This is a genomic window from Chryseobacterium herbae (assembly GCF_025154075.1).
GTDB classification, from domain to species: Bacteria; Bacteroidota; Bacteroidia; order Flavobacteriales; family Weeksellaceae; genus Chryseobacterium; species Chryseobacterium herbae.
In genome coordinates, this window is the sequence record NZ_JAOAMU010000001.1 from 1,112,241 (window position 1) to 1,134,433 (window position 22,193).

26 protein-coding genes are annotated in these 22,193 nt (G+C 38.0%); 20 read left to right on the forward strand and 6 right to left on the reverse strand.

The genetic code is table 11. From position 1 onward, the window contains the following. The first annotated feature begins 14 nt into the window (after positions 1–14). The 14 genes from asnB to N0B48_RS04830 all read left to right on the forward strand — a co-directional run bounded on the left by asnB (position 15) and on the right by N0B48_RS04830 (position 12,144). Positions 15–1,688, forward strand: a complete 1,674-nt coding sequence (gene asnB, locus N0B48_RS04765; RefSeq protein WP_259837116.1) for an asparagine synthase B — start codon at positions 15–17, stop codon at positions 1,686–1,688. A gap of 358 nt (positions 1,689–2,046) precedes the next feature. After that, positions 2,047–2,859 (forward strand): hypothetical protein, encoded by an 813-nt coding sequence (locus N0B48_RS04770; protein ID WP_259837118.1) that lies wholly within the window; start codon positions 2,047–2,049, stop codon positions 2,857–2,859. 139 nt (positions 2,860–2,998) lie between these two features. Further along, positions 2,999–4,402, forward strand: coding sequence for an MFS transporter (locus tag N0B48_RS04775; protein ID WP_259837120.1), 1,404 nt, complete (start codon positions 2,999–3,001; stop codon positions 4,400–4,402). A 99-nt stretch (positions 4,403–4,501) separates the two neighbouring features. Continuing rightward, the gene (locus tag N0B48_RS04780; protein WP_259837121.1) at positions 4,502–5,377 is read left to right on the forward strand and encodes a pirin family protein; all 876 of its coding nucleotides are present in this window, start codon (positions 4,502–4,504) and stop codon (positions 5,375–5,377) included. A 229-nt stretch (positions 5,378–5,606) separates the two neighbouring features. Further along, positions 5,607–5,918, forward strand: a complete 312-nt coding sequence (locus tag N0B48_RS04785; RefSeq protein ID WP_259837122.1) for a GNAT family N-acetyltransferase — start codon at positions 5,607–5,609, stop codon at positions 5,916–5,918. A gap of 56 nt (positions 5,919–5,974) precedes the next feature. After that, positions 5,975–6,874, forward strand: coding sequence for a pirin family protein (locus N0B48_RS04790; protein ID WP_259837123.1), 900 nt, complete (start codon positions 5,975–5,977; stop codon positions 6,872–6,874). Between the two features lie 23 nt (positions 6,875–6,897). Next, positions 6,898–7,437 (forward strand): NADPH-dependent FMN reductase, encoded by a 540-nt coding sequence (locus tag N0B48_RS04795; RefSeq protein WP_259837124.1) that lies wholly within the window; start codon positions 6,898–6,900, stop codon positions 7,435–7,437. Then, the gene (locus N0B48_RS04800; protein WP_259837125.1) at positions 7,430–8,008 is read left to right on the forward strand and encodes a TMEM175 family protein; all 579 of its coding nucleotides are present in this window, start codon (positions 7,430–7,432) and stop codon (positions 8,006–8,008) included. Before N0B48_RS04795 ends, N0B48_RS04800 begins: the two co-directional genes overlap by 8 nt. 1 nt (position 8,009) lies before the next feature. Continuing rightward, positions 8,010–8,228 carry a (4Fe-4S)-binding protein gene (locus tag N0B48_RS04805; protein WP_259837126.1) on the forward strand — a complete coding sequence of 73 codons (219 nt, stop codon included), beginning with the start codon at positions 8,010–8,012 and terminating at the stop codon, positions 8,226–8,228. Then, positions 8,228–8,623, forward strand: coding sequence for an OsmC family protein (locus N0B48_RS04810; RefSeq protein WP_090023949.1), 396 nt, complete (start codon positions 8,228–8,230; stop codon positions 8,621–8,623). Before N0B48_RS04805 ends, N0B48_RS04810 begins: the two co-directional genes overlap by 1 nt. A 1-nt stretch (position 8,624) precedes the next feature. Continuing rightward, positions 8,625–8,912: a GNAT family N-acetyltransferase gene (locus N0B48_RS04815; protein WP_259837127.1), complete on the forward strand. Its 288-nt coding sequence runs from the start codon at positions 8,625–8,627 to the stop codon at positions 8,910–8,912. Positions 8,913–9,024: 112 nt separating this feature from the next. Further along, entirely contained in the window at positions 9,025–10,464 is a 1,440-nt protein-coding gene (locus N0B48_RS04820; protein WP_259837129.1) for a sodium:solute symporter, read from the forward strand. 432 nt (positions 10,465–10,896) lie between these two features. After that, the gene (locus N0B48_RS04825) at positions 10,897–11,586 is read left to right on the forward strand and encodes a GDSL-type esterase/lipase family protein (RefSeq protein WP_259837131.1); all 690 of its coding nucleotides are present in this window, start codon (positions 10,897–10,899) and stop codon (positions 11,584–11,586) included. Between the two features lie 39 nt (positions 11,587–11,625). Then, positions 11,626–12,144 (forward strand): hypothetical protein, encoded by a 519-nt coding sequence (locus N0B48_RS04830; RefSeq protein ID WP_259837132.1) that lies wholly within the window; start codon positions 11,626–11,628, stop codon positions 12,142–12,144. Between the two features lie 114 nt (positions 12,145–12,258). Here N0B48_RS04830 and N0B48_RS04835 read toward each other — a convergent pair whose 3' ends face one another. Further along, positions 12,259–13,290, reverse strand: coding sequence for an alpha/beta fold hydrolase (locus N0B48_RS04835; RefSeq protein ID WP_259837134.1), 1,032 nt, complete (start codon positions 13,288–13,290; stop codon positions 12,259–12,261). Positions 13,291–13,620: 330 nt separating this feature from the next. Between N0B48_RS04835 and N0B48_RS04840 the strand changes: the two genes are divergently transcribed. After that, entirely contained in the window at positions 13,621–14,475 is an 855-nt protein-coding gene (locus tag N0B48_RS04840) for a transketolase (protein WP_259837555.1), read from the forward strand. Between the two features lie 85 nt (positions 14,476–14,560). Next, positions 14,561–15,508 carry a transketolase family protein gene (locus tag N0B48_RS04845; RefSeq protein ID WP_259837136.1) on the forward strand — a complete coding sequence of 316 codons (948 nt, stop codon included), beginning with the start codon at positions 14,561–14,563 and terminating at the stop codon, positions 15,506–15,508. A gap of 310 nt (positions 15,509–15,818) precedes the next feature. Here N0B48_RS04845 and N0B48_RS04850 read toward each other — a convergent pair whose 3' ends face one another. Genes N0B48_RS04850 through N0B48_RS04860 form a run of 3 tightly spaced genes read right to left on the reverse strand, consistent with a single transcriptional unit; the run spans position 15,819 to position 17,376 of the window. Then, positions 15,819–16,331 carry a hypothetical protein gene (locus tag N0B48_RS04850; RefSeq protein WP_259837137.1) on the reverse strand — a complete coding sequence of 171 codons (513 nt, stop codon included), beginning with the start codon at positions 16,329–16,331 and terminating at the stop codon, positions 15,819–15,821. Further along, complete coding sequence (locus N0B48_RS04855) at positions 16,328–16,792, reverse strand: hypothetical protein (protein ID WP_259837138.1); 465 nt, start codon at positions 16,790–16,792, stop codon at positions 16,328–16,330. Before N0B48_RS04855 ends, N0B48_RS04850 begins: the two co-directional genes overlap by 4 nt. A 32-nt stretch (positions 16,793–16,824) precedes the next feature. Then, the gene (locus N0B48_RS04860; RefSeq protein ID WP_259837139.1) at positions 16,825–17,376 is read right to left on the reverse strand and encodes a hypothetical protein; all 552 of its coding nucleotides are present in this window, start codon (positions 17,374–17,376) and stop codon (positions 16,825–16,827) included. 462 nt (positions 17,377–17,838) lie between these two features. On the opposite strand from N0B48_RS04860, the gene N0B48_RS04865 reads away from it, so the two are divergent. From N0B48_RS04865 to gwsS, 4 genes are all read left to right on the forward strand, one after another. After that, positions 17,839–18,033: a hypothetical protein gene (locus N0B48_RS04865; RefSeq protein WP_259837140.1), complete on the forward strand. Its 195-nt coding sequence runs from the start codon at positions 17,839–17,841 to the stop codon at positions 18,031–18,033. Positions 18,034–18,086: 53 nt separating this feature from the next. Next, positions 18,087–18,980 (forward strand): hypothetical protein, encoded by an 894-nt coding sequence (locus tag N0B48_RS04870; protein ID WP_259837141.1) that lies wholly within the window; start codon positions 18,087–18,089, stop codon positions 18,978–18,980. 73 nt (positions 18,981–19,053) lie between these two features. After that, the gene (gwsG, locus tag N0B48_RS04875) at positions 19,054–19,956 is read left to right on the forward strand and encodes a grasp-with-spasm system ATP-grasp peptide maturase (protein WP_259837142.1); all 903 of its coding nucleotides are present in this window, start codon (positions 19,054–19,056) and stop codon (positions 19,954–19,956) included. Positions 19,957–20,131: 175 nt separating this feature from the next. Beyond that, positions 20,132–21,202, forward strand: a complete 1,071-nt coding sequence (gene gwsS / locus N0B48_RS04880; RefSeq protein WP_259837144.1) for a grasp-with-spasm system SPASM domain peptide maturase — start codon at positions 20,132–20,134, stop codon at positions 21,200–21,202. A 17-nt stretch (positions 21,203–21,219) separates the two neighbouring features. On the opposite strand, the gene N0B48_RS04885 is transcribed toward gwsS, so the two are convergent. Together N0B48_RS04885 and N0B48_RS04890 are read right to left on the reverse strand one after the other, a co-directional pair. Continuing rightward, positions 21,220–21,597, reverse strand: a complete 378-nt coding sequence (locus N0B48_RS04885; protein ID WP_259837145.1) for a hypothetical protein — start codon at positions 21,595–21,597, stop codon at positions 21,220–21,222. A 71-nt stretch (positions 21,598–21,668) separates the two neighbouring features. Then, complete coding sequence (locus N0B48_RS04890) at positions 21,669–22,139, reverse strand: Lrp/AsnC family transcriptional regulator (RefSeq protein ID WP_047455018.1); 471 nt, start codon at positions 22,137–22,139, stop codon at positions 21,669–21,671. Positions 22,140–22,193: the final 54 nt, after the last annotated feature.

Here is a 22,193-nt window from a genome sequence, read left to right on the forward strand (position 1 = left end):
AAATAAGTAACAATATGTGTGGAATAGTATGTTTGTTTGATGCCAAACAAAAGACCGAAATACTGAGACCTCAGGTCTTGGAAATGTCAAAAAAGATCCGTCACCGTGGTCCGGACTGGAGCGGTGTGTTTCAGGATGAAAAAGTCGTATTTTCTCATGAGAGGCTTGCTATCGTAGATCCTACTTCAGGAAAGCAGCCCTTATTCACCAAAGACGGGAAAGTAGTTCTTGCTGTGAATGGCGAGATTTATAACCATAGAGAATTAAAAGAAGAATTTCCTGATTTTGAATTTCAGACCCAGTCAGATTGTGAAGTTATTCTTGCACTATATGGAAAATACGGAAAAGATTTCATCGAGAAACTGAACGGAATCTTCGCATTTGCTCTATACGATATAGAAAAAGGTATTTATCTGATTGCCCGCGATCATATGGGAATTTGCCCTCTTTATCAGGGATGGGATAAAAACGGAAACTATTATGTAGCTTCTGAATTAAAAGCATTGGAAGGCATCTGCAAAACCATAGAAACATTCCTGCCGGGACATCTTTTATACAGTCCGGACGGCACAGAGCTTCAGCAGTGGTATAAAAGAGACTGGGAAAGCTTTGACAGCGTAAAAGACAACGAAACCGATATTTCAAAAATAAGAAAAGGCCTTGAAGACGCCGTTCACAGACAATTGATGAGCGATGTTCCTTATGGCGTATTGCTTTCCGGAGGATTAGATTCATCCGTGATTTCAGCCGTTACCGCGAAGTTTGCAAGACAGAGAGTTGAAAGTGGTGACACTCAGGAAGCCTGGTATCCGAGACTTCACAGTTTTGCAGTAGGATTGGTAGGTTCTCCGGATCTGGCTGCTGCAAGAAAAGCAGCTGATCATATCGGATCTGTACACCACGAAGTTAATTTCACCGTTCAGGAAGGATTAGACGCCGTGCGTGATGTGATTTATCACCTTGAAACCTATGATGTAACCACCATCAGAGCCTCCACGCCGATGTATCTTCTGGCAAGAGTGATCAAATCGATGGGAATCAAAATGGTTCTTTCAGGAGAAGGCGCAGATGAACTTTTCGGGGGCTATCTGTATTTCCACAAAGCACCAAATGCAAAAGAGTTTCATGATGAAACCGTAAGAAAATTGGGTAAGCTTCATTTATATGACTGTTTAAGAGCCAACAAAGCTTTAATGAGCTGGGGAATTGAGGGCAGAGTTCCTTTCCTGGATAAAGAATTTATAGACATTGCAATGGCTGTGAACCCAAAAGACAAAATGATCAACGTGGCAGAAGGAAAAATAGAAAAATGGGTACTGAGAAAAGCCTTTGAAGACGTCCTTCCGGATTCTATTGTCTGGAGACAGAAAGAACAGTTTTCAGATGGTGTAGGCTATTCCTGGATTGACACTTTAAAAGAAGTTGCCGAAAAAGAAGTTACTGACGAAATGATGACGAACTCAAGATTCAGATTTCCGCTAAACACGCCTCAAAACAAGGAAGAATACCGTTACAGAACCATCTTCGAAGAGCATTTCCCAAGTGAAACGGCAGCGGCAACAGTTCCTTCCGTTCCTTCGGTAGCCTGCTCCACGCCTATCGCCTTAGAATGGGACGAAGCTTTCAAAAAAATGAACGATCCGAGCGGAAGAGCGGTGAAGGTGCATGAGACGAGTTACGGTTCGTGATGAGTTTGAGTTGGAGAGTTTTAGGGTTTTAGAGTGAGGGAGTTGTTGGTTTGGATCTCGAAACCCGAATCCCGAACCACGTCTGAAATCTGATGTCTGAAATCTAGCATCTACCATTAACAATTCACTTGCGAAGCAAAATTCACAATTGACATTTTTCAACCTCAATCTAGGCTTTAATCTGGTCTGAAATCTCATATCTGAAATCTCACATCTATCTAAGATTTTATCAATCCTGTAGCAATACGGGATTTTCTTTTGAATAAACCTTAATAATATAATATAATTTAACTGACAATCAAAAATAATATCTAAGAAATAATTATATTTGGACAACGAAAATATCAATTATAAAAAAATGAGAAGAAATCTTACTGTTTTATTTGCCTTACTATCCATCAGTTTTGCTTTTGGACAGGGAAAATATGGCAAATACTTAAATTCAAAAAAGCTTGCTTTATCTTATAAGACTGTAAAAGATCAGGATAAGGATGACTATTATCAGCAGTTCTACTGGTTGGTAAAAGCAGAGCAGCTTAAAACGTATCCTCACCTTAAAGATGTAAAACCTATCGTTTTATATGAGTTCGTGAAAAAAGTAAATCCACAGAATCCTACCAAAAAACTGGATGACAGAGGAAAAGAGCTTAGAGCAACGGCTGAATTATCTTTAAATCAATATTTTAAGAACAAAAAATTCGAAAACAATTCGGTTTTGATGTACAATCTTGAAACGTATGTTGATCCGTCTAAAGGACAGTTCTATACTAAGGTAGATCCAGAAAAAATCAAGGAGCTTGTTCCTAAAGAATTGTTTGCGTTCAACTCTTTAAACAGAAACTTAGGGGAAGAAAAGACCTACTACCTGTGGATTGATAAGAAAAAGGATGACTTAAATATTATAGATATCATCCCTAACGAAAAAGAAGACAAAGATTTCTACGTAAGACTAAAACAGTATCTTCCAGGTTATAAGTTTTCCAAATATGTTCCGACTGTGAAAAAAGGAAACAAATCAGACAAAACAGATATTGACTACTACTATATCATGCCGTTCGAACAGAACACCGATAACATCGAGTACAAAACAAAAGATTTCAAAACTTACATCTTAAGCCAGTACAGAAAAGCCGGCAACGAATGGAAAGGAGTAGAAAAACCTAGAAAATAAATTGAAAAGTCCTGTGAAAATTCACAGGACTTTTTTAATTTTATATGAAATTCTTTATCTAAGGATCAGGCTGTTTTAAAACAGCACTTCTTCCAATAAAAATAAATCTGGAAATCATCAGGTTTTCAGTCTACACCGAATGACAGAAACAAACCCGCAACAGATCTCTGTAAAAAAAATACTTCCACTCATCCTGGCCACTGCCATCTTTATGCAGATGCTGGATTCCACGATCCTGAACACCTCCCTGCCCTCCATCGCCAAGGACCTTCATGAATCTCCGCTCAATATGCAGAATGCCATTATCAGTTACGTTCTGACATTGGCCGTCTTCATGCCAGCCAGCGGTTTCCTGGCGGATCGGTTTGGAACAAAAAAGGTATTTATTTTTTCACTGATTCTTTTCAGCTTAGGTTCACTGTTTTGCTCCATGTCACAGAATCTTACGCATTTGGTTATTTCAAGGGTGATTCAGGGTGTCGGAGGAAGTTTGATGACACCGGTAGGAAAACTGGCACTGATCAAAACTTTTGATAAAAGTGAATTATTGAAAGCAATGAACTTTGCGATCATTCCCGCGCTGATTGGGCCTGTGCTCGGTCCATTGGTCGGCGGTTATATGGTAGATTATCTTTCGTGGCACTGGATCTTCCTGATCAACATTCCCATCGGAATTTTAGGAATTGTTTTAGGATTGAAATATATGCCTGATTACAAATCCACCGATGTCGATTTTGATTTAAAAGGATTCTTAATCTTCGCGGCAGCATCACTTCTGCTCTCTATTTCACTGGAACTATTCGGGGATATGCAGAATATAAGTCCGGTACTTTTTGTATTTATTTTGGGCTTTTTATTCCTTTACTATTACTACAAACATGCAAGAAGAGGAGGAAATCCTATTTTCCCGCTGGATCTTTTCCAGGTGAGAACTTTCCGGGTAGGCATTGTCGGAAATCTGGCTACAAGATTGGGAATCAGCTCAGTTCCGTTATTGCTTCCTTTAATGATTCAGATCGCTTACAAACAGTCGGCGGTGACTTCCGGATGGATCATTGCCCCGATGGCCCTGACGGCTATATTCGGGAAATCGTCGGTTATCAAAATTTTAGATAAATACGGCTACAGACAGACTTTGATGGTGAATACGTTCATTATCGGAACTTTGATCTGCCTTCTTGCCATTCCAGATATTCATACTTCTTTATATTGGTTCGTCCCTATTATTGCCATATTAGGATTTTTCAACTCTATCCAGTTCACTTCGATGAATACCATATCCATTGCAGATCTTAGAAATTTCCAGACCAGCAGCGGAAATTCATTAATATCCGTTAATCAGCAGCTGGCCATCGGTTTTGGGATCGCTTTCGGACTTATTGTATTAAAATTATTTGAAAGCTCAGACCTCATTAAAGGAGAAACTCACAACGCTTTCCGCTATACTTTCCTTACCGTAGGGATATTAACCATTATCTCAGGTTTTGTTTTCAGAAGACTTCACATTTCAGATGGAAAAAACATGAAATCCAAGGACGAATAAGAACTGACAAGCTTAGCCTTTAAACCCACCGAACTTAACACAGATCAATGTATCTGATTTCCCGCTATCGTATTTTTGTTATATAAAATTCACAATATTATGACAGCGAAAAAAGTAGAAATCGTAGTATCTCCAAAGCCAGCCCATTTTGTAGGGGACGGTTTTAGGGTTCATAATTTTATACCAGGGGTACACGGATTGGATATGAAAAGAATGGACCCGTTCATTATGCTGGATTACAATTCAAAATTTCACTTCAACGGTTCGGAAAGACCAAGAGGCGTGGGCGTTCATCCTCACAGAGGTTTTGAAACAGTAACGATAGCTTATCAGGGGAAAGTAGAACATCATGACAGCGCCGGCGGAGGCGGAATCATAGGCGAAGGCGACGTACAGTGGATGACTGCAGCAAAAGGAGTTCTTCACAAAGAATATCACGAAACCGAATGGTCTAAAAAAGGTGGGATTTTCCAGATGGTCCAGTTATGGGTCAATCTGCCCGCAAAAAATAAAATGAGCTGCCCGAAATACCAGGCGATAGAAAATGCAGCGATGGAACGTGTTGATCTAGGTGAAAACGGTTTAGTGGAAATCATTGCCGGAGAATATAGCGGACATAAAGGTCCAGCGGAAACCTTCACCCCATTAAATATGATGAATGCTAAATTAAAAGCAGGTGGAAAAGCTGAGTTTAGTTTTCCGGCCAACTTTAATACGGCAGCATTGGTCATTGAAGGAAGCATTACCGTAAATGGAGAGCAAAAAGCAGCAGCAGATCATCTTGTTTTATTTAAAAATGAAGGTGAAACGTTCAGCATTGAAGCTCATGAAGACTCAATAGTATTGATCATAAGCGGAGAACCGATCAACGAACCGATCTATCCTCACGGACCTTTTGTGATGAATTCAAGGGAAGAGATCATGCAGGCTTTCGAAGATTACAATACCGGAAAGTTCGGTTATCTGGAAGATTAACAGAATTTAAATTTCTCTTAATCTTACATTCTTCCTTTTTTATTAACTTTATATAATGGTGTTTGGTGAAACGCAAATACGAAAGTTCAATTGAAATGTGATGTTTAATCAATGCATCAAATCTTATAGGTTTTTAAAACCTATAAGGTTTAGTGAAATAATGAAAAGCATTCTAACATTCGATCTTTTCTCTTTGCGATTTGCCAACCCATTTATCCTATAAAAATTTATGAAACCAGAATTTGAAAATATACTGCTTGTAAAAGCAGCAACAAGATTTGAAATAGAAATCGACGGACATTTTGCCTTTATCGATTACCGTGAAATGGGTCACCAGATCGCTCTGGTACACACAGAAGCAGATCCCGAACTGGCCGGAACAGGGGCAGCCGTAGCTGTGGTAGAGAAAACGCTGGCTTATATTGAAGAGAATGAAAAAAAGCTTCTTCCTTTCTGCCCTTATGTTTTTGCCTACATCAAGAAACATCCGGAATGGAAACGCATTGTTGATGAAAAATTTGAAGGCTACGACAAACTGTAATCTCAGATTAAAAAAAATCATCGGCTTAAATACAATTCAAAAACATTTACTTTATTATGTCAAATATCGGACTTATCATAGAAGAAAAAGCAGCAGATATAGGAAATTTCCTTGTGGGAAGACTTCTTCCTTTCCGTGAAAAAAGAGCGGTGGGACCTTTTGTTTTCATCGATCATATGGGACCTTCTGAACTGAAGGACTACCAAAATCTTGATGTACCTCCGCATCCGCATATCGGTCTGTCAACTTTAACCTACCTTTTGGAAGGATCTATTTTCCACAGAGACAGCATCGGAAGTGCGATTGAAATAAAACCGGGCGCTGTGAACTGGATGACTGCCGGAAAAGGCGTAGTACATTCAGAGAGAACGCCTGAATATTTAAGACACACCGATAAAAGACTTCACGGATTCCAGATCTGGGTAGGTCTTCCGAAACATCTGGAGCAGACAGAACCTAGTTTTCATCACATCGAGGCGGATGAAATTCCTACATGGGAAGAAGACGGAATTCAATATAAACTGATTGCCGGTGAGGCTTTCGGAAGAACTTCTGCAGTTCCTGTTCACAGCAAATTATTTTTCATCGAAATCAAAACCAAAGAAGCAAAGAAAATAAGCATCGGAAAAGACCTTTACGGTGAAGCAGCGATGTATGTACTGGACGGAACAGTTTCTACAGAAGGAAATACCTACGGTTCAAAACAGCTGATGATCGCTAAAGATACCAAACTGTGTGAATTCGATATGAGTGAAAACGGTACGGTCTATCTTTTTGGTGGCGAACCTTTTGATGAAGAGCGTTTTATATTCTGGAATTTTGTAAATTCAGACAAAGAATTGCTTGATCAGGCTAAAGTCAACTGGAATGATCAGAATCACGACGCGTTTCCTTTGGTACCCGGCGACGAAAAAGAATACGTTCCGCTACCTAAGGCTATTTTAAACAGAAAATAACATTAGGGCCACATTCATCAACCATGAAAATATTAGCATTTGCGGGAAGTACATCTTCCACTTCGATCAACAGGGAACTGGTAAAATTTGTGCTGAAAGATTTTCAGGATGAAGAGATCAATCTGATTGACCTCAACGATTTCACCATGCCTGTTTTCTCCGTAGACCTTGAAAAGAAAGGATTTCCGGAAGAAGCCTACAACTTTTTAAAGGAGATCGGAGCATGCGACGTGATCATCTGCTCGCTTGCAGAACATAACAGATCTTACAGTTCCGCTTTTAAAAATGTGTTCGACTGGTCATCAAGGATCAACGTTAAGGTATTTCAAAACAAACCGATGCTTCTGATGAGCACTTCTCCGGGAGGTTATGGCGGCGGCAATGTGATGAATACGGCTAAGACGTTTTTCCCACAGTTTGCAGCAGATATTAAGGATACGTTCTCCCTTCCCAAGTTTTATGAAAATTTTGATCTGGAAAGCGGCGTTATTAATCCTGATATGCTTAAAGAGCTTAAGGACAAGATCGGAAACTTTAAAAACACCGTTAAGACCAATGACTAAAGGGAGACTGGAGGCTTTCAGTGATGGGGTTTTAGCCATCATCATTACCATCATGGTCCTTGAACTGAAGGTTCCGGAAGGGAGCAGCTGGGCCAGCCTAAAGCCTCTCGTTCCAAGAGTTCTCGCTTATATTTTCAGTTTTATTTATGTAGGAATTTACTGGAACAATCACCATCACCTCTTTCAGGCAGTGAAAAAGGTCAACGGAAGCATTCTGTGGGCCAATCTTCATCTCCTGTTCTGGCTTTCGCTAATGCCGATCGCTACGGAATGGATAGGCACTACTCATTTTGCAAAAAATCCGGTGGCGGCTTATGGCATTTGTCTCATCATGGCTGCTGTGGCCTACACTATTCTGGAGCATGTGATCGTCCGTTGTGAAGGTGAAAGTTCCATGCTGAAAGAGGCTATACATTCAAAATTTAAAGAATATATCTCGATTATATTTTACGTCCTCGGAATCGCTGTTTCATTTTTTTATCCTTATATTGCCATAGGTTTTTATTATATCGTGGCTCTCATATGGCTGATTCCGGACCGAAGAATCGAAAAATCACTAAAAGAAAATTGACATGGAAATACACGAATATCCTAACGGCAGTATCACTGTCCTCTGGCAGCCCCAGAAGTGTATCCACTCGGCTGTCTGCGTAAAAATGCTTCCCAAAGTCTACAATCCCAAAGACAGACCCTGGATAAAAGCTGAAAACGCAACTCCACAAGAACTTAAAAACCAGATAGACCAATGCCCGTCGGGCGCATTAAGTTATAAATTCAATACAGAACAATAATGGCGGTAACCGTAAAAGCAAGTTTAGGAAAAACAAAATATTACACTGAGGTAACGGCCGGCGAAAACCAGATCATTACCGATGAACCCATCGATAAAGGTGGTCAGAATAAAGGTTTCAACCCTATGGAAATCTTAGCCACATCTCTGGCAAGCTGTACAGCAGCTACTTTAAGAATGTACATTGAAAGAAAGGAATGGGACGTGGAAAACATCAACGTAGAAGTAGAACTCGAAAATTTTCCTTTAACGAAAAGAGCGATTTTCAAAAGAGATATCAGCTTTGAAGGTATTCTGGATGATGAGCAGCTGAAGAGACTGCATACCATTGCCGATGCCTGCCCTGTACACAAAATATTAACTAACGATATAGAAATACTAACAAAATTCTCATAATATGATCGAAGTAAAACAAAACAACGACGAGAAACACGGAAGTTTTGAGGCTTTCATAGATGGAAAACACGCAGGACTAATGACTTATACCTGGGCCGGAGAAGAAAGATTCATCATAGACCACACGGAAGTGGAAGAAGCCTACAACGGAAAAGGCGTAGGAAAAGAAATGCTTCTGGCAGCAGTAGATTTTGCCAGGAAAAGCAACAAAAAAATCATTCCTCTCTGTCCTTTTGCCAAAGCAAGTTTTCAGAAAAGTGAGGAGCTGCAGGACGTATTAGTGAACTGATCCTAATTTCCGTCCTTAAGATACAGGCCTTTCAGAGTTTAACATCTGAAAGGCTTTTTCTTTTACCAGAACAGAAAAAAACTATATTTGTAAAATTTTAATTGAAAAAACTATGTCTCCAATTATATTACTGTCTATTATTATCGTCTACTTCGCGCTCTTGCTGTGGGTAGCCTACAAAACAGGGAAAGGAAGTGATAATGAGAGTTTCTTTATCGGAAACCGTAAGAGTAATTGGATGCTGGTAGCTTTCGGGATGATTGGCACCTCGCTTTCCGGTGTCACGTTTGTAAGTGTTCCGGGAGCGGTAGGAAATGATAAATTCGGGTATCTGCAGATCACACTGGGATATCTTATCGGATATATGGTCGTGGCTTATGTTCTTCTTCCCTTGTATTACCGTCTGAAACTGACTTCTATTTATGGGTATCTCCAGCAAAGAATGGGTCAGCTCTCTTATAAATCGGGAGCGTGGATCTTTATTGTTTCCCGACTGGTAGGTGCCACTGCAAGACTGTATCTGGTAGTGAATATTCTTCAGCTTACGATTCTGGACAGTTTAGGCATTCCGTTTATTGTAACGACACTGATTATTTTAGCAATGATCATTCTTTATACCTATGAAGGAGGGGTAAAAACCATTGTCTGGACGGATACCTTACAAACGTCATGTATGCTTTTGGGACTGATTATCTGTACGGTGTATATGCTGAATCATTTAGGCTTAAGCTTTGGCGAAAGTTTTACAGCGATGCAGGATAAAGGCTATACCAAGATTTTTGATTTCGATCCGAACCAGAAAAGTTTCTTTGTTAAGCAAATCCTTGCCGGAGCTTTTATCACCATCACAATGACGGGAATCGATCAGGAAATGATGCAGAAAAGTTTATCGGTAACGAGACTGAAAGATTCACAGAAAAATATGGTGACTTTAGGATTTATTCTTCTTGGAGTTATCTCATTATTCCTTTATATGGGAGGACTTCTTCACCTTTACGGAGCGCAGGAGCATGTAACGAGTGCGGGAGATCAACTTTTCCCTGATGTCGCTTTAAATCATATGCCCGGTTTTATTTCAATTATCTTTATTATTGCGCTGATTTCGGCATTATTTCCAAGTGCAGACGGGGCTATGACCGCTCTTACCTCTTCTTTATGCATCGATATTTTTGGCATGAAAGAGAAGAAAGACTGGGATGATTCCAAAAAAGAAAAATTCAGAAAAAACATACACTTAATTGTGGCCCTTTCTTTCCTGATTATGGTGGTTATTTTTAAAATGATCAATGACAACTCCATGATCGGACTTATTCTGAAGCTTGCAGGATTCACTTACGGACCTCTTCTCGGACTTTTTGCCTTCGGAATTTTCACCAAATACAAGGTGAATGATAAACTGGTTCCTTACGTTTGTATCGCAGCACCGGTGATCTCATTCTTTATCGATAAATACCAGGAAAACATGTTCGGGGATTTCAAAATCGGACTGGAACTTTTGATCATCAACGGATTGTTGACATTCATAGGGCTTTGGCTGATCAGAAAGAAATAATATTTAATTTTGTAAATAGAGTAAAACCTAGTGGTGGTCGGAAGAAAAATTTTTCCGATCATGATTACCCAAAAATGGAATCTTTTAAAGTTTATAGTATCAAAAACGATAGTTATTTTTTAAATTTTTATCGCAAGGAAAGACAAAGGTTAGATTAGATATTTTTTTAAGAAAGACAAAGCCGCTTCGCTTATTTTAAGAAAGACAACAATAGGAATTGTCCTTGTCTTACATTGATAAGTTTACGCCTTTGTTTATCTTAATAATAGCATTCAAAGAAAATAAATCATTGTCTTTCTTTGCGATAAAACGTAATCAATAAAAAAAGCACCCTAGAATGTAGTTATAGTCGAAGGAAAAATTCTTCCGAGCATAACTAGAGTAAAACCCGTTCCTATTGAAAATTGAATTTTCTAACAGATACCATTTGATATGAAATTATCCCTATTCATAGCTATTGGCTTGCTTGCAGGCGAGTTTGTACATGCACAAAGCGCTGTTGACTTTGCTAATCTGGCCAAATACAGAGAAGACAATACAGCCATTTTAAATGCAAAGAAAAAAGTGGATGTGGTCTTTATGGGCAATTCCATTACGGAAGGATGGGTAAAAAGCCATCCGGAGTTTTTTTCTCAAAATAATTATGTGGGCAGAGGAATCAGCGGTCAAACCTCTTCACAGATGCTTTTGAGGTTTCAAAATGATGTCGTGGTATTAAAACCTAAACTGGTCGTCATTAATGCCGGCACTAATGATATTGCTCAAAACGCGGGAGCATATGATCCGGATTTTACGTTCAGCAACATTAAGGTAATGGCTGATATTGCCCGAAGCAACGGGATTAAGGTAATCATTGCATCTGTACTGCCTGCAGCTGCATTTCCATGGCGTAAAGAAATAACGGATGCCACTCAGAAAGTGGACGCTTTAAACAGCAGACTAAAACAATATTCTCACAGCAGCAAGATCACTTTTATCGATTATAATACAGCAATGCGTAATGAAAAAGGGGGTATGCGTGACGGTCTTTCAAGTGACGGCATCCATCCCGATTTGGCAGGTTATGCTATTATGGAACCGATTGTTAAGAAAGCTATCAATCAGACATTAGGCAAGAAATAAACGTCTTTGCTATTTTAAAAATCAACTTATTTATACATCATGAAAAAAATTATTTCACTTTTCTTATTCGCATTGACATTTGGTATAATGACTGCTCAGGATTTTGAGGTTTCCACTTTAAGAATGGGACCTTACAAAGTCTTTATGGAAAAAGCAGAAGGAGAAAAAATAGCCGGTGCAAAATTAAAAATAACGGACGGACAGATCAAAAACAATGTAAAATACAATGGTGAACTGATCCAGCTCGATCTTTATGAGGCTTATATCAGTGAAGCAAAACCCAATGCGGCAAGCATTATGGGCCTTACCACTACCAGTAAAAAGTTTAAAACCAAAAGCGGAATCGGGATTGGAAATACCAAGGATGATCTGATCAATGCTTATAGAAATTACCCAAGTTTTACCGTACATCCTGCCTGGGACGATAAGAGTGAAAAGCGCCTTAAAGATACCGGATATTTCACTTTGGAAGATCTTGATGCAGGAACACAGCTCTCTTTCAAGTTTGTTAATAACATCATTACTGAAATATCAGTATATCTTAACGAAGGCTGTTAAACCTCATATCTTCATCCTTCTCCGTAACAAAAAAATAAGATAGCCAAAAATTGTTTTTTGGCTATCCGTATTTATTCTATCATGAGAGGAATAAATTTCCCTCATTTTAAGAGCTTACTTCTTTAAAAAGGATTGTACCGTCTTTCTCACTTCTGCAGCTTCACACCACGGAGCGATGTGGCCGCAGTTCCCTTCAAGTACGAAAAGCCGAGCGTTGGTCATTTCTGCAAAGCGGGTTGCCGGCAAAGGATTTACCATATGGTCCTGCCGGGATACAATGATCAACATTTTAGCCTTGATTTCCTTTGCTGCTTGTTCAAGAGTTCCGCCGAACTTGGCAATATTGTGACTTTTAAGTGCTTCCAGCTGTCGATGCATATCGTTCCAATCCATATTTTCTGATTCTTTTTTTGCCAGCCATTTTGAAAAATCATCTCTCGAAACGGCATTGGATAAATACTCAGGGGTAGTTAATGCAAACTGATGCATCATCGTGACACCAGGAAGTAAAGGTTTCTGCTCATAGTTCCCGTTAAGATAGGCAGGATCTCTTTCCATGGCATTTAATTCGGCATTCCATAGCAGCAGATCGCTGGTAGTAAGTTGTGGAGAACCTACAATGGAGACTATTTTATTCATCAATTCAGGATAGGTAACTGCCCATTGAAAGGTCTGCATTCCTCCCATAGAAATTCCACAGACAGCTTCCAGATGATGAATTCCCATGTTTCCGGTTAGTACCTGATGCTGGCTTTCTACCATATCCCTGATGGTAAATACCGGAAATTGTAAACGGGCCTGCTTTGAACTGTTGCTGGGTGAAGAGGAAACACCATTGCCCAATGCATCGAAAAGGATAAGATGGTACGCCAGCGTATCTACTATTTTTCCGGGAACCATACTTTCGAGTTCCTTTGTGGTTCCGGTAAACCAGGTTGGAAAAATAACAGCATTGGAGCGATCGGCATTTAACTTCCCATAAGTTCGGAAACCAATTTTACAGTCCTCAATTTTTTGTCCGCTCTCCAGATTAAAATCTCCGAGGCGTGCATACTGTTGTTTATTTTTCCCGGGCTTTTGTGCTTTCCCTGAGCTTACGGCAAGAATCAATATGGACAGATAAGCGGCGAATAAGGTAATTTTCATTTCATTTACATTTTTGTGTTTCGCTATGTAAAGTAAAAAATCTGAATGAAAATAATCTGGTTTATTCTGAAATAATGATCAATACTGAAAATTGGCCATTTATTAATTACGGACAGTTAAATTTAAAATAGTTAATAGGAATTAATCTACAAATAATAAAGCAAAATAGAGACTTTTGCAAAAGCTCCTGATCACTGGACAATATTCAAATTTTGGTATGAAATAAATCGACCAGATGACTTCAGATGACCATTTAAAATTCCCGGTCCGGATTTTTGCATTTCCGTAAGCCGTGAAAAAATTGTAAATTCGCGTGCAAATAAATCAGATATAATGAGTAAAAGTATTGAAGAGTTAAAATCTCTTACTACGCAGATCAGAAGAGACATTTTAAGAATGGTTCACGCTGTGAATTCAGGACACCCGGGCGGAAGTTTAGGTTGTACGGAATACTTCACAGCGCTGTATGGAAAGGTAATGAATTATAAGCTGCCTTTTACAATGGAGGGTAAGAATGAGGACCATTTTTATCTTTCAAACGGGCATATTTCACCGGTTTTCTATTCTACATTAGCGAGATTTGGCTTTTTTCCGGTAGAAGAACTTAAAACTTTCAGAAAGCTGGATTCAAGACTTCAGGGGCACCCCACTACTCATGAGGGTCTTCCGGGAATCAGAATTGCTTCCGGATCTCTTGGTCAGGGACTTTCTGTAGCACTTGGTGTAGCTCAGGGTAAAAAACTGGACGGAGATACTTCTCTTGTTTACACGCTTCACGGTGATGGTGAACTTCAGGAAGGTCAGGTTTGGGAAGCTTTGATGTATGCTGCTGCTAAGAAAGTTGACAATATTATTTCAACGATTGACTACAACGGACGCCAGATTGATGGGGATACGGATGATGTATTGAGCTTAGGAAATCTTCATGCTAAACTTGAGGCATTCGGATGGACTGTTTTGGAAGAGAAAAACGGTAACGATCTTGAAGCTGTAATTGCTATTCTTGAGAAGGCAAAAACTGAAACAGGCAAAGGAAAACCGGTAGTCATCATTCTTCATACAGAAATGGGTTACGGTGTAGATTATATGATGGGTTCTCATGCTTGGCATGGTAAAGCTCCGAATGATGAGCAGCTTGAAACAGCATTCAAACAATTATATCTGGAAGCTCCTGCTGATTATTAATCATAAATGATCGATGATAAATAATTGTGTTTTTAGATCTTAAGACCAATCATTTATCCATTATTAAAAACTTTAGTAAAAAAAAATGAAATATACATATACAGAAAAAAAGGATACGCGTTCAGGATTCGGAGCCGGATTAGCAGAACTTGCCGACAAAAATCCTAATGTAGTGGCACTTTGTGCAGACCTTATCGGTTCTTTGAAAATGGAAAAATTCATTGAAAAAGCACCGGAAAGATTCTTTCAGATAGGTATCGCAGAGGCTAATATGATGGGAATTGCTGCAGGTTTAAGCATCACTGGAAAAATTCCTTTTACAGGAACTTTCGCGAACTTCTCTACTTCAAGAGTGTATGACCAGATTCGTCAGTCTATCGCTTATTCAGGGAAAAATGTAAAAATCTGTGCATCTCACGCCGGTCTTACTTTAGGTGAAGACGGTGCTACTCACCAGGTTCTGGAAGATATCGGTATGATGAAAATGCTTCCGGGTATGACGGTAATCAACCCTTGTGACTACAACCAGACTAAGGCAGCGACTATTGCTATCGCTGACTTCGAAGGTCCTGTATATTTAAGATTCGGAAGACCTACCGTTCCTGTATTCATTCCGGAAGATATGCCTTTCGAAATCGGAAAAGGAATTCTTCTTCAGGAAGGTACTGATGTAACCATTGTTGCAACAGGACATCTTGTATGGGAGTCTCTTGTAGCTGCTGACGAGCTTGAAAAAGAAGGAATCTCTTGTGAAGTGATCAATATCCACACAATTAAACCTTTGGACGATGAAATCATCTTAAAATCTGTTGAAAAAACAGGTAAGATCGTTACGGCTGAAGAGCACAACTATCTTGGTGGTTTAGGAGAATCTGTAGCGGGTATGCTTGCAAGAAAGAGACCTACAAGACAGGAATTCGTAGCAGTAAACGATACTTTCGGAGAATCTGCAACGCCTGCTGAGCTTATGAAAAAATACAAAATCGATTCAGCGGCTGTGAAAGAAGCTGTGAAGAGAATTTTAGCTAACTAGTCTGAATAGACTATCATATATGGGCTCGGGCTGTTTCTTCGAAACAGCCCGAGCTTTTTTTTGAGTTAAGATATTAGATGCCAGATTTCAGACATCAGACATCAGATCTTAAATCTTAGATAGTTGGCTGGTGGCTTCGAGGGCCTCAGCCGCCAGATATTGGTCTTTTATTCAAAATTATTCGATATATGAGGTTTTATTTAAAAATTTTATATCATTAAAGGATAAAGCTTAATTACTATCAACCACCAACTTTTTTTACACTCATATACTCTAAAACTCTCCAACTCTACTACCCTCAAACCCGTCATTACTGTGGTCTGTTGATCGGAACATCTATGGCATCGAGTACAGGATATAGTATGTCTGTCTGGAATTCTTCCTCTCTCAAACGTGATTTTTTAGAGCCTGAATAATAATTACTGATTCTATAGTTTTTAACAAACTGATTCCTCTTTTTCCCAATGACATAATAATATCCTCCGCTGTCTTCATTGATGAAATAGGTCATTTCATCAAAGCTCATGATCTTTTTGGTAAGAAATAGTTTTCGGTAAATGCACTTCTCCCGCTTATCGAATGTGTATTTTACAGGAATTCTAAAAAGAAGATCCCACAGAAAATACACCATATAGATTCCTAGTATAACAGAAGCAATAGTAAAGGCATTTTGAGATAGTATATTTCTGAAATAATACATCACCGGAATGGCAAGAATACCAGCTACCAACCACCATTTTAAGGTGTGTATGAAGCTGTAATTAGGCATAAAGCTTATTTCACTGCCATTATCCTCAAATTTATATCGGTCTTTGGTATTCATCGTACATTTTCATTTAAGCGCATGATATCTTCTGTTTCGTTTACCATTTTCTGTATGCTTTTATGGGTAAGGGCCTGTCCTACCGAAAATTTCTTCTCTTTTCCATTCACCTCAAAATAGATGTTCAGGAATACATTGGTTGTGATAAAGCCAAGATATTTCATCGCCAACACTTCAAAATGAGTAAAATCCTGAAAAGAATAAATCTTTGTAGGAACAAAAATACTGGGCTTACAGGTGATGGTCTGCTGCTGAGGATCAATCACAAATTTTTTTGCAAAGAAATTAGCGATCATTAGACCTCCAAAAACAACAAGGAACAAGGCTAATAAAGGAATTTTATACTTATAAGAGAATCCTGCAGCAATGAATGTAAGAGTAGCCAATACTGCTACAAATACCGGCTGGTTTTTAAAGATTAACAGGTTTCCGTCTCTTTTGTAAAATTGATAAGTGTTCATAATAAATTGTGATATATTTTAATGTATGTTATTTACGATGTATAGCGTTCTGCAATTTCGTCGTCGTTGATGGTCTGCAGTGTCATCAGGTCTGTTCTAAAGTAGGTATCATGAATTGAAAAATAAGCATCTATGCTACTTTCCGTGTGTGCTGAAGCTTTTTTCCAGCCTTCAAAAAACCAGTTTTCAAATAGCTCATATTTTTCTTCGTTGTAGTCGTCCCACAAATCATCGAAATCCTCGTCATCTGCATACTGTTCCTGAAAATCTGTAGCTGCAGTCCATATATTTTCCGGTAAAAACGCGCTCCAGTCTTCTTTCTGATCGCTCCGTTTTTCTCTTTGAGGGAATAAAAAAACAGGGTTGGTTATGACAGCTCCGGATTGGTCTACAGTCCATGCTGTGATATCCAGATAATCATATTCATATTCGAAATAAAAAGCTACGCTATCTGTTTTGGTCTTTCCGCTTAGATACTCCGTGCTTTCCCCTTTGAGCACTTGTACAAGCGCATCGACAAGTTGTTCTGTCTGTTCTTCAAGGTAATTTTTTAAATCAATATTGAGTTGATTAAGATCTTGCATTCCGTGATTTTGTGATTTAGGTTTTGTCTTTGGCGGTAAGTACAAAAATAGGTGAAAAATTAATTGTACCGAATAGCCACACGGCCTTGTTTGTCTTGTATTTTTTTGTATACACACGGCATACATATCGAAATATCGGATTATTTATCTGTTTATTTAATCTATAAAATCAGGATTTATATTTTTCGATCTATGATGGACAAAATTTTATAGCAACATTATCTCCTATGATTTATTTTAACCTGTACAACCGTACACAAACCACTCACTAATTTACAACAAATCCACACATTAAATCCCTTAAAAGAGATTTAATAATCTATAGTTTTGAACTCATCAACGTTGATACCGCATTCAGCAGATCTGCCGGTAAGTGTACAGTACAGGCTGAAATACTGAATAACAAAACCCATGTCAGGGTTTATATGGCAATCACAAATTTTAATTAAAAATTATTCAATTATGAAAAAATTACAAGGAATGAAGAACTTTTCTTCATTGGAAAACAAGAAACTGAAAAATTCAAAAGTAATTTTCGGGGGTGGTACAAATGTTAGAACAACACAGGAAACAGGTCCAAATGGTAACGCCGGTAATACTGGTGACACCAAAATCATTAATGATGGGAAGGTTCACTCTATTATAACAGTTGACTAAATATGAGGGGGGATCTTCCCCCCTTCTGTTTAAAAGGGTAAAATATATTGGTGATGAAATACAGAAAAATTGTTTTCCTGCTTCTTACAATCATAACTTTTATTTCCTGCACAAGTAAAAAGCTTAACTATATTAAGTATTACAATACAGTTTATGCAATTGATAGTACTCATAGAGTTGACAGAGATACTTTAGCAACGATCAGGCAGTACAAAAAACTATTCAGGAAATTTCCTCCTGTACAGAATGAAAGAATGGAGGAATATGAAATGTACATCAGATATGCAGATAAATTCCATAAAAAGTTTGGAGGTATAAAAAATCTCGACCAACTTATAGCACAGTCGGCACCTAACTGGAAATACAAAAGGCAGGAGCCGGATTTTTTCAAACTCTATAAAAGGTATGGGATTGACAGCATTGGTGTTGAAAGAAAAATTCTTCAATGGAATCAAAAACTAAATAAAGTATTAATTGACTCATTCAGCATTGCTTTTGAACGTGATCAACATAATGCCCGCGTAGGACTAACCGTTGAAATTAATGACAAAAAAAATGCAGAACTTCTGATCTGGACTCTTAAAAATTATGGTTTTCCATCCAGACAAAAAATAGGACTTTATGGAAACAATGAACGTTTTATGTATATGGGAACTCTTCTTAATCATATGGCAGGAACAGTACATTATGAATATTTAAAGACAAAATTACTGGAATATGTAATGTCCGGTGAATGCCCTCCGAGAGATTATATAGAGATGGTTGACAAACATCAGTACATCCATTATCTTGATACTGCTTACCACATATTTGTACATTATGACGCACCTGATTTTACTGCATCAGACTCTGCGCGAATAGACAGAAATAGAAAGGCCATAGGTTTTCCTACTTTCAAACAGTCGTCCAAAATAACTAAAGATTTCCAGAAAAAGATCAGTCACTAAGCTTGTCTGTTTTAAATGGCTTTCAAAGATCTTGTCCCATTTATCTAAATCATTAATCCAATAGCTCGTTACTATGATTCTGATTCTTTCTCAAAATAATGAAATCACAACCACTGAAGTTATTAAATATCTTATTGTGATGAAGAAACCATTCATCCGTATTCATGAGGATGAAGTTTTTGAGATCAAAACCCGGAACAAGAGGATCTTTCTCGAAAGCAGCCGTAGTACATTCTTTCTAGATGACATAAAAAGTCTCTGGTACCGGAGAGGAGGATTACAATTTAAAAGATTAAAATATGCCAATCGATCCATCCATTTGAATATGACGGAAACACAGTTCTGGCTTGAGGACTATGTCCGGAAGATCTTGGAATCCAAAAGAAATATTAACAAAGAAAGTAACAGCGATGTCAATAAACTTATTGTTCTGGACATGGCAAGGAATCTCGGCTTTGATGTTCCTGATTATTTTTTAGCAGAAAATACTCGCGATGTAGACGTAGACAAGACGATTATAAAAACATTGAATGGCAATGTCACCCTGGATGAAATAAGGAAGAATTCCGGTGGTTTTATGTATACATCTGTGGTTAAAGATACTGAAGACGGAGATTTTTTCATCACTTTTTTTCAGGAGAAAATTGAAAAAGACTTTGAAGTAAGGACATTTTATTTAAACGGTCAGTGCTGGTCTATGGCCATATTTTCACAAAATGATGCACAGACCAAAATAGATTTCAGGAAATACAACGAAATGAAGCCCAACAGAAATGTCTCTTATCATCTTCCCTCTGATCTGGAAGAAAAGATCCACCTGCTCATGAAGTCTTTAGATCTTAATTCAGGCTCCATCGATTTTATAAAGAAAGGAGAAAAGTATTATTTCCTGGAGATCAATCCCATTGGCCAGTTCATGGGAATGTCCGGGACATGTAATTATTTTCTAGAGCAAAAAATAGCCGAATACCTATGAAAAAGCTGTACAACGAAAAAAATAAACTGCCACTTACGTTTAAATATATTGAGACCTTTAAAACCAAAAACGTCGGCAAAATCCATAGTAACCTGTTATATTTTGTACAAAGCGAAAAATACCAGACGAAGCATCATGTCCGAGAAAAACCTTTAAAACCGCTTACAAGAATTTTATGACGTATTTTAACTTATTCAACAATATCCTCGTCACTAAAGGAGCCACACGCATCCTGATCGCTGATCTTCAAAGAAACTTTTCTGAGTTATATCCTTTGGAATTTTACGAAATCATAGAGGAATTGAAGATTAAATCTATAGAAAACCTTCTGGAAAATTATGATGAAGACTCTGCCCCATTGATTCAGGAATATATTAATCTGCTGCTTGAAAAAGAATATGGTTTTATAACGGAAGATGACTGGGACAGAAATTTCCCATTGCTCTCCTATACATTCTATGAACCCAATGAAATTTCAAATATTTTCATAGAAATCAACAGCATTTCAATTCTGGATAAGATCAAACAAAGTGTGGAAAACCTGGGAGTGAAGCATATCGTACTTTTCAGTCACCAAAAACTTTCGCTTAAAGAATTTCTGGACATCGACTCAAAATTTAAAGGTTCTGTTTTAAACGGTATTGAAATTATTTCGCCTTTTCATGACGATGTAGATATTAACTTTATTAACAGTCTTAGTCAAACCGCAGAACGAATTTATAGTTTAGTATTCCATAACTGTCCACAAATTCCATTTAAATCAAAGGATACTTTCAGATTCAGTGTACATTTTACGAAAGAAACATTGAAAATTTCCTCCTGCGGAAAAGTAGATCTGAACTATTTCAATACCAATATCTCAAAAGTGACAGAGGCTATGAATTATAATTCCTGTCTTCACAAAAAAATCGGAATAGACGTTCATGGAAACATCAGAAATTGTCCCTTAATGCCTGAAAGCTTTGGAAACATCAATGATATCACCCTGGAAGAGGCCTTGAACAGATCTGGATTCAGAAAATACTGGAACGTCACTAAAGATCAGATAGAAGCCTGCAAAGACTGTGAATTCAGATATATCTGTACAGATTGCCGAGCTTACACAGAACGCACCCATCAAAACCATGAGGAACCAGACACATCTAGGCCCCTTAAATGCGGTTACGATCCATTTACGGGGAAATGGGAGGATTGGAGCAGAAACCCGTTAAAACAGCAAGCTATTCGCTTTTACGGACTGGATTAATGGTAGAGCTTAAAGTGCTATCTGAAAAACTTCCATTTCGGAATAATAGCCAGCATTCCAAATCCTGTAAAAAGGAAAAGATTGGTTACATCCGTGTATAAAAAGGTAGAAAGATAATAATTGTGCATAAAGAAATGCAGAACCAGCAGTGCCGGAAACATAATGATTCCCACTTTTCTGTAGAAAAACATCAGGACAAGCCCGATCATCATCAGGAGATCAATGGAAAAAATAATGAAAAAATACCATCTCGGAATCTGAAGATACTCATGCTGCAGATATTCATCCACATCTATTCCAAGCCCCATAATTGTAAACAGCATCAATGCTGCAAATGCTAAAATAAAGCCCCATCCTTTCTTTGGATCCTCATCAAAGTAACTGTATTCTTCCATAGGTACAAAAATAAAGAACTTATGAATAAATCCATAAGTTCTTTAGTATATTTATTCGTTTAAAATTTGAATTATATAGAAATAGCGTTGATCAATCTGTTTTTGTCGCTCAAGTACTCTTCCATGGAGATCATACTCTCGGTTCTCATTACATCTTGAATGTCGTCTATCTGATAGATAATTCTTTTCGCATCTTCCGTATTCTTAGCTCTTACTTTACAGAAAATATTATATTTCCCGGAAATAACGCTCGCTTCAATTACGTTTGGAAGTATTGATAATTCTTTCAATACCTCTTGAGTGCGGTTTGATTTTGTCAAAAGGATCCCAATGAAAGCTGTAAAGTGATAGTCCAGCTTACCATAATCGATATTAAGAGATGACCCCAAAATAATACCTGCATCCTCCATTTTTTTCACTCTTACGTGAATTGTTCCCGCAGAAACATCCATCTGCTTTGCAATTTCTGTAAAAGGCATTCTTGTGTTTTCTACTAAGAAATCAAGAATTTTCTTGTCTATTTCGTCCAGTTGATAGTTCATATTAGTTAAATTACAATTTTCTTAAAAAATCCATGTATTTTTTGCAAATTTATA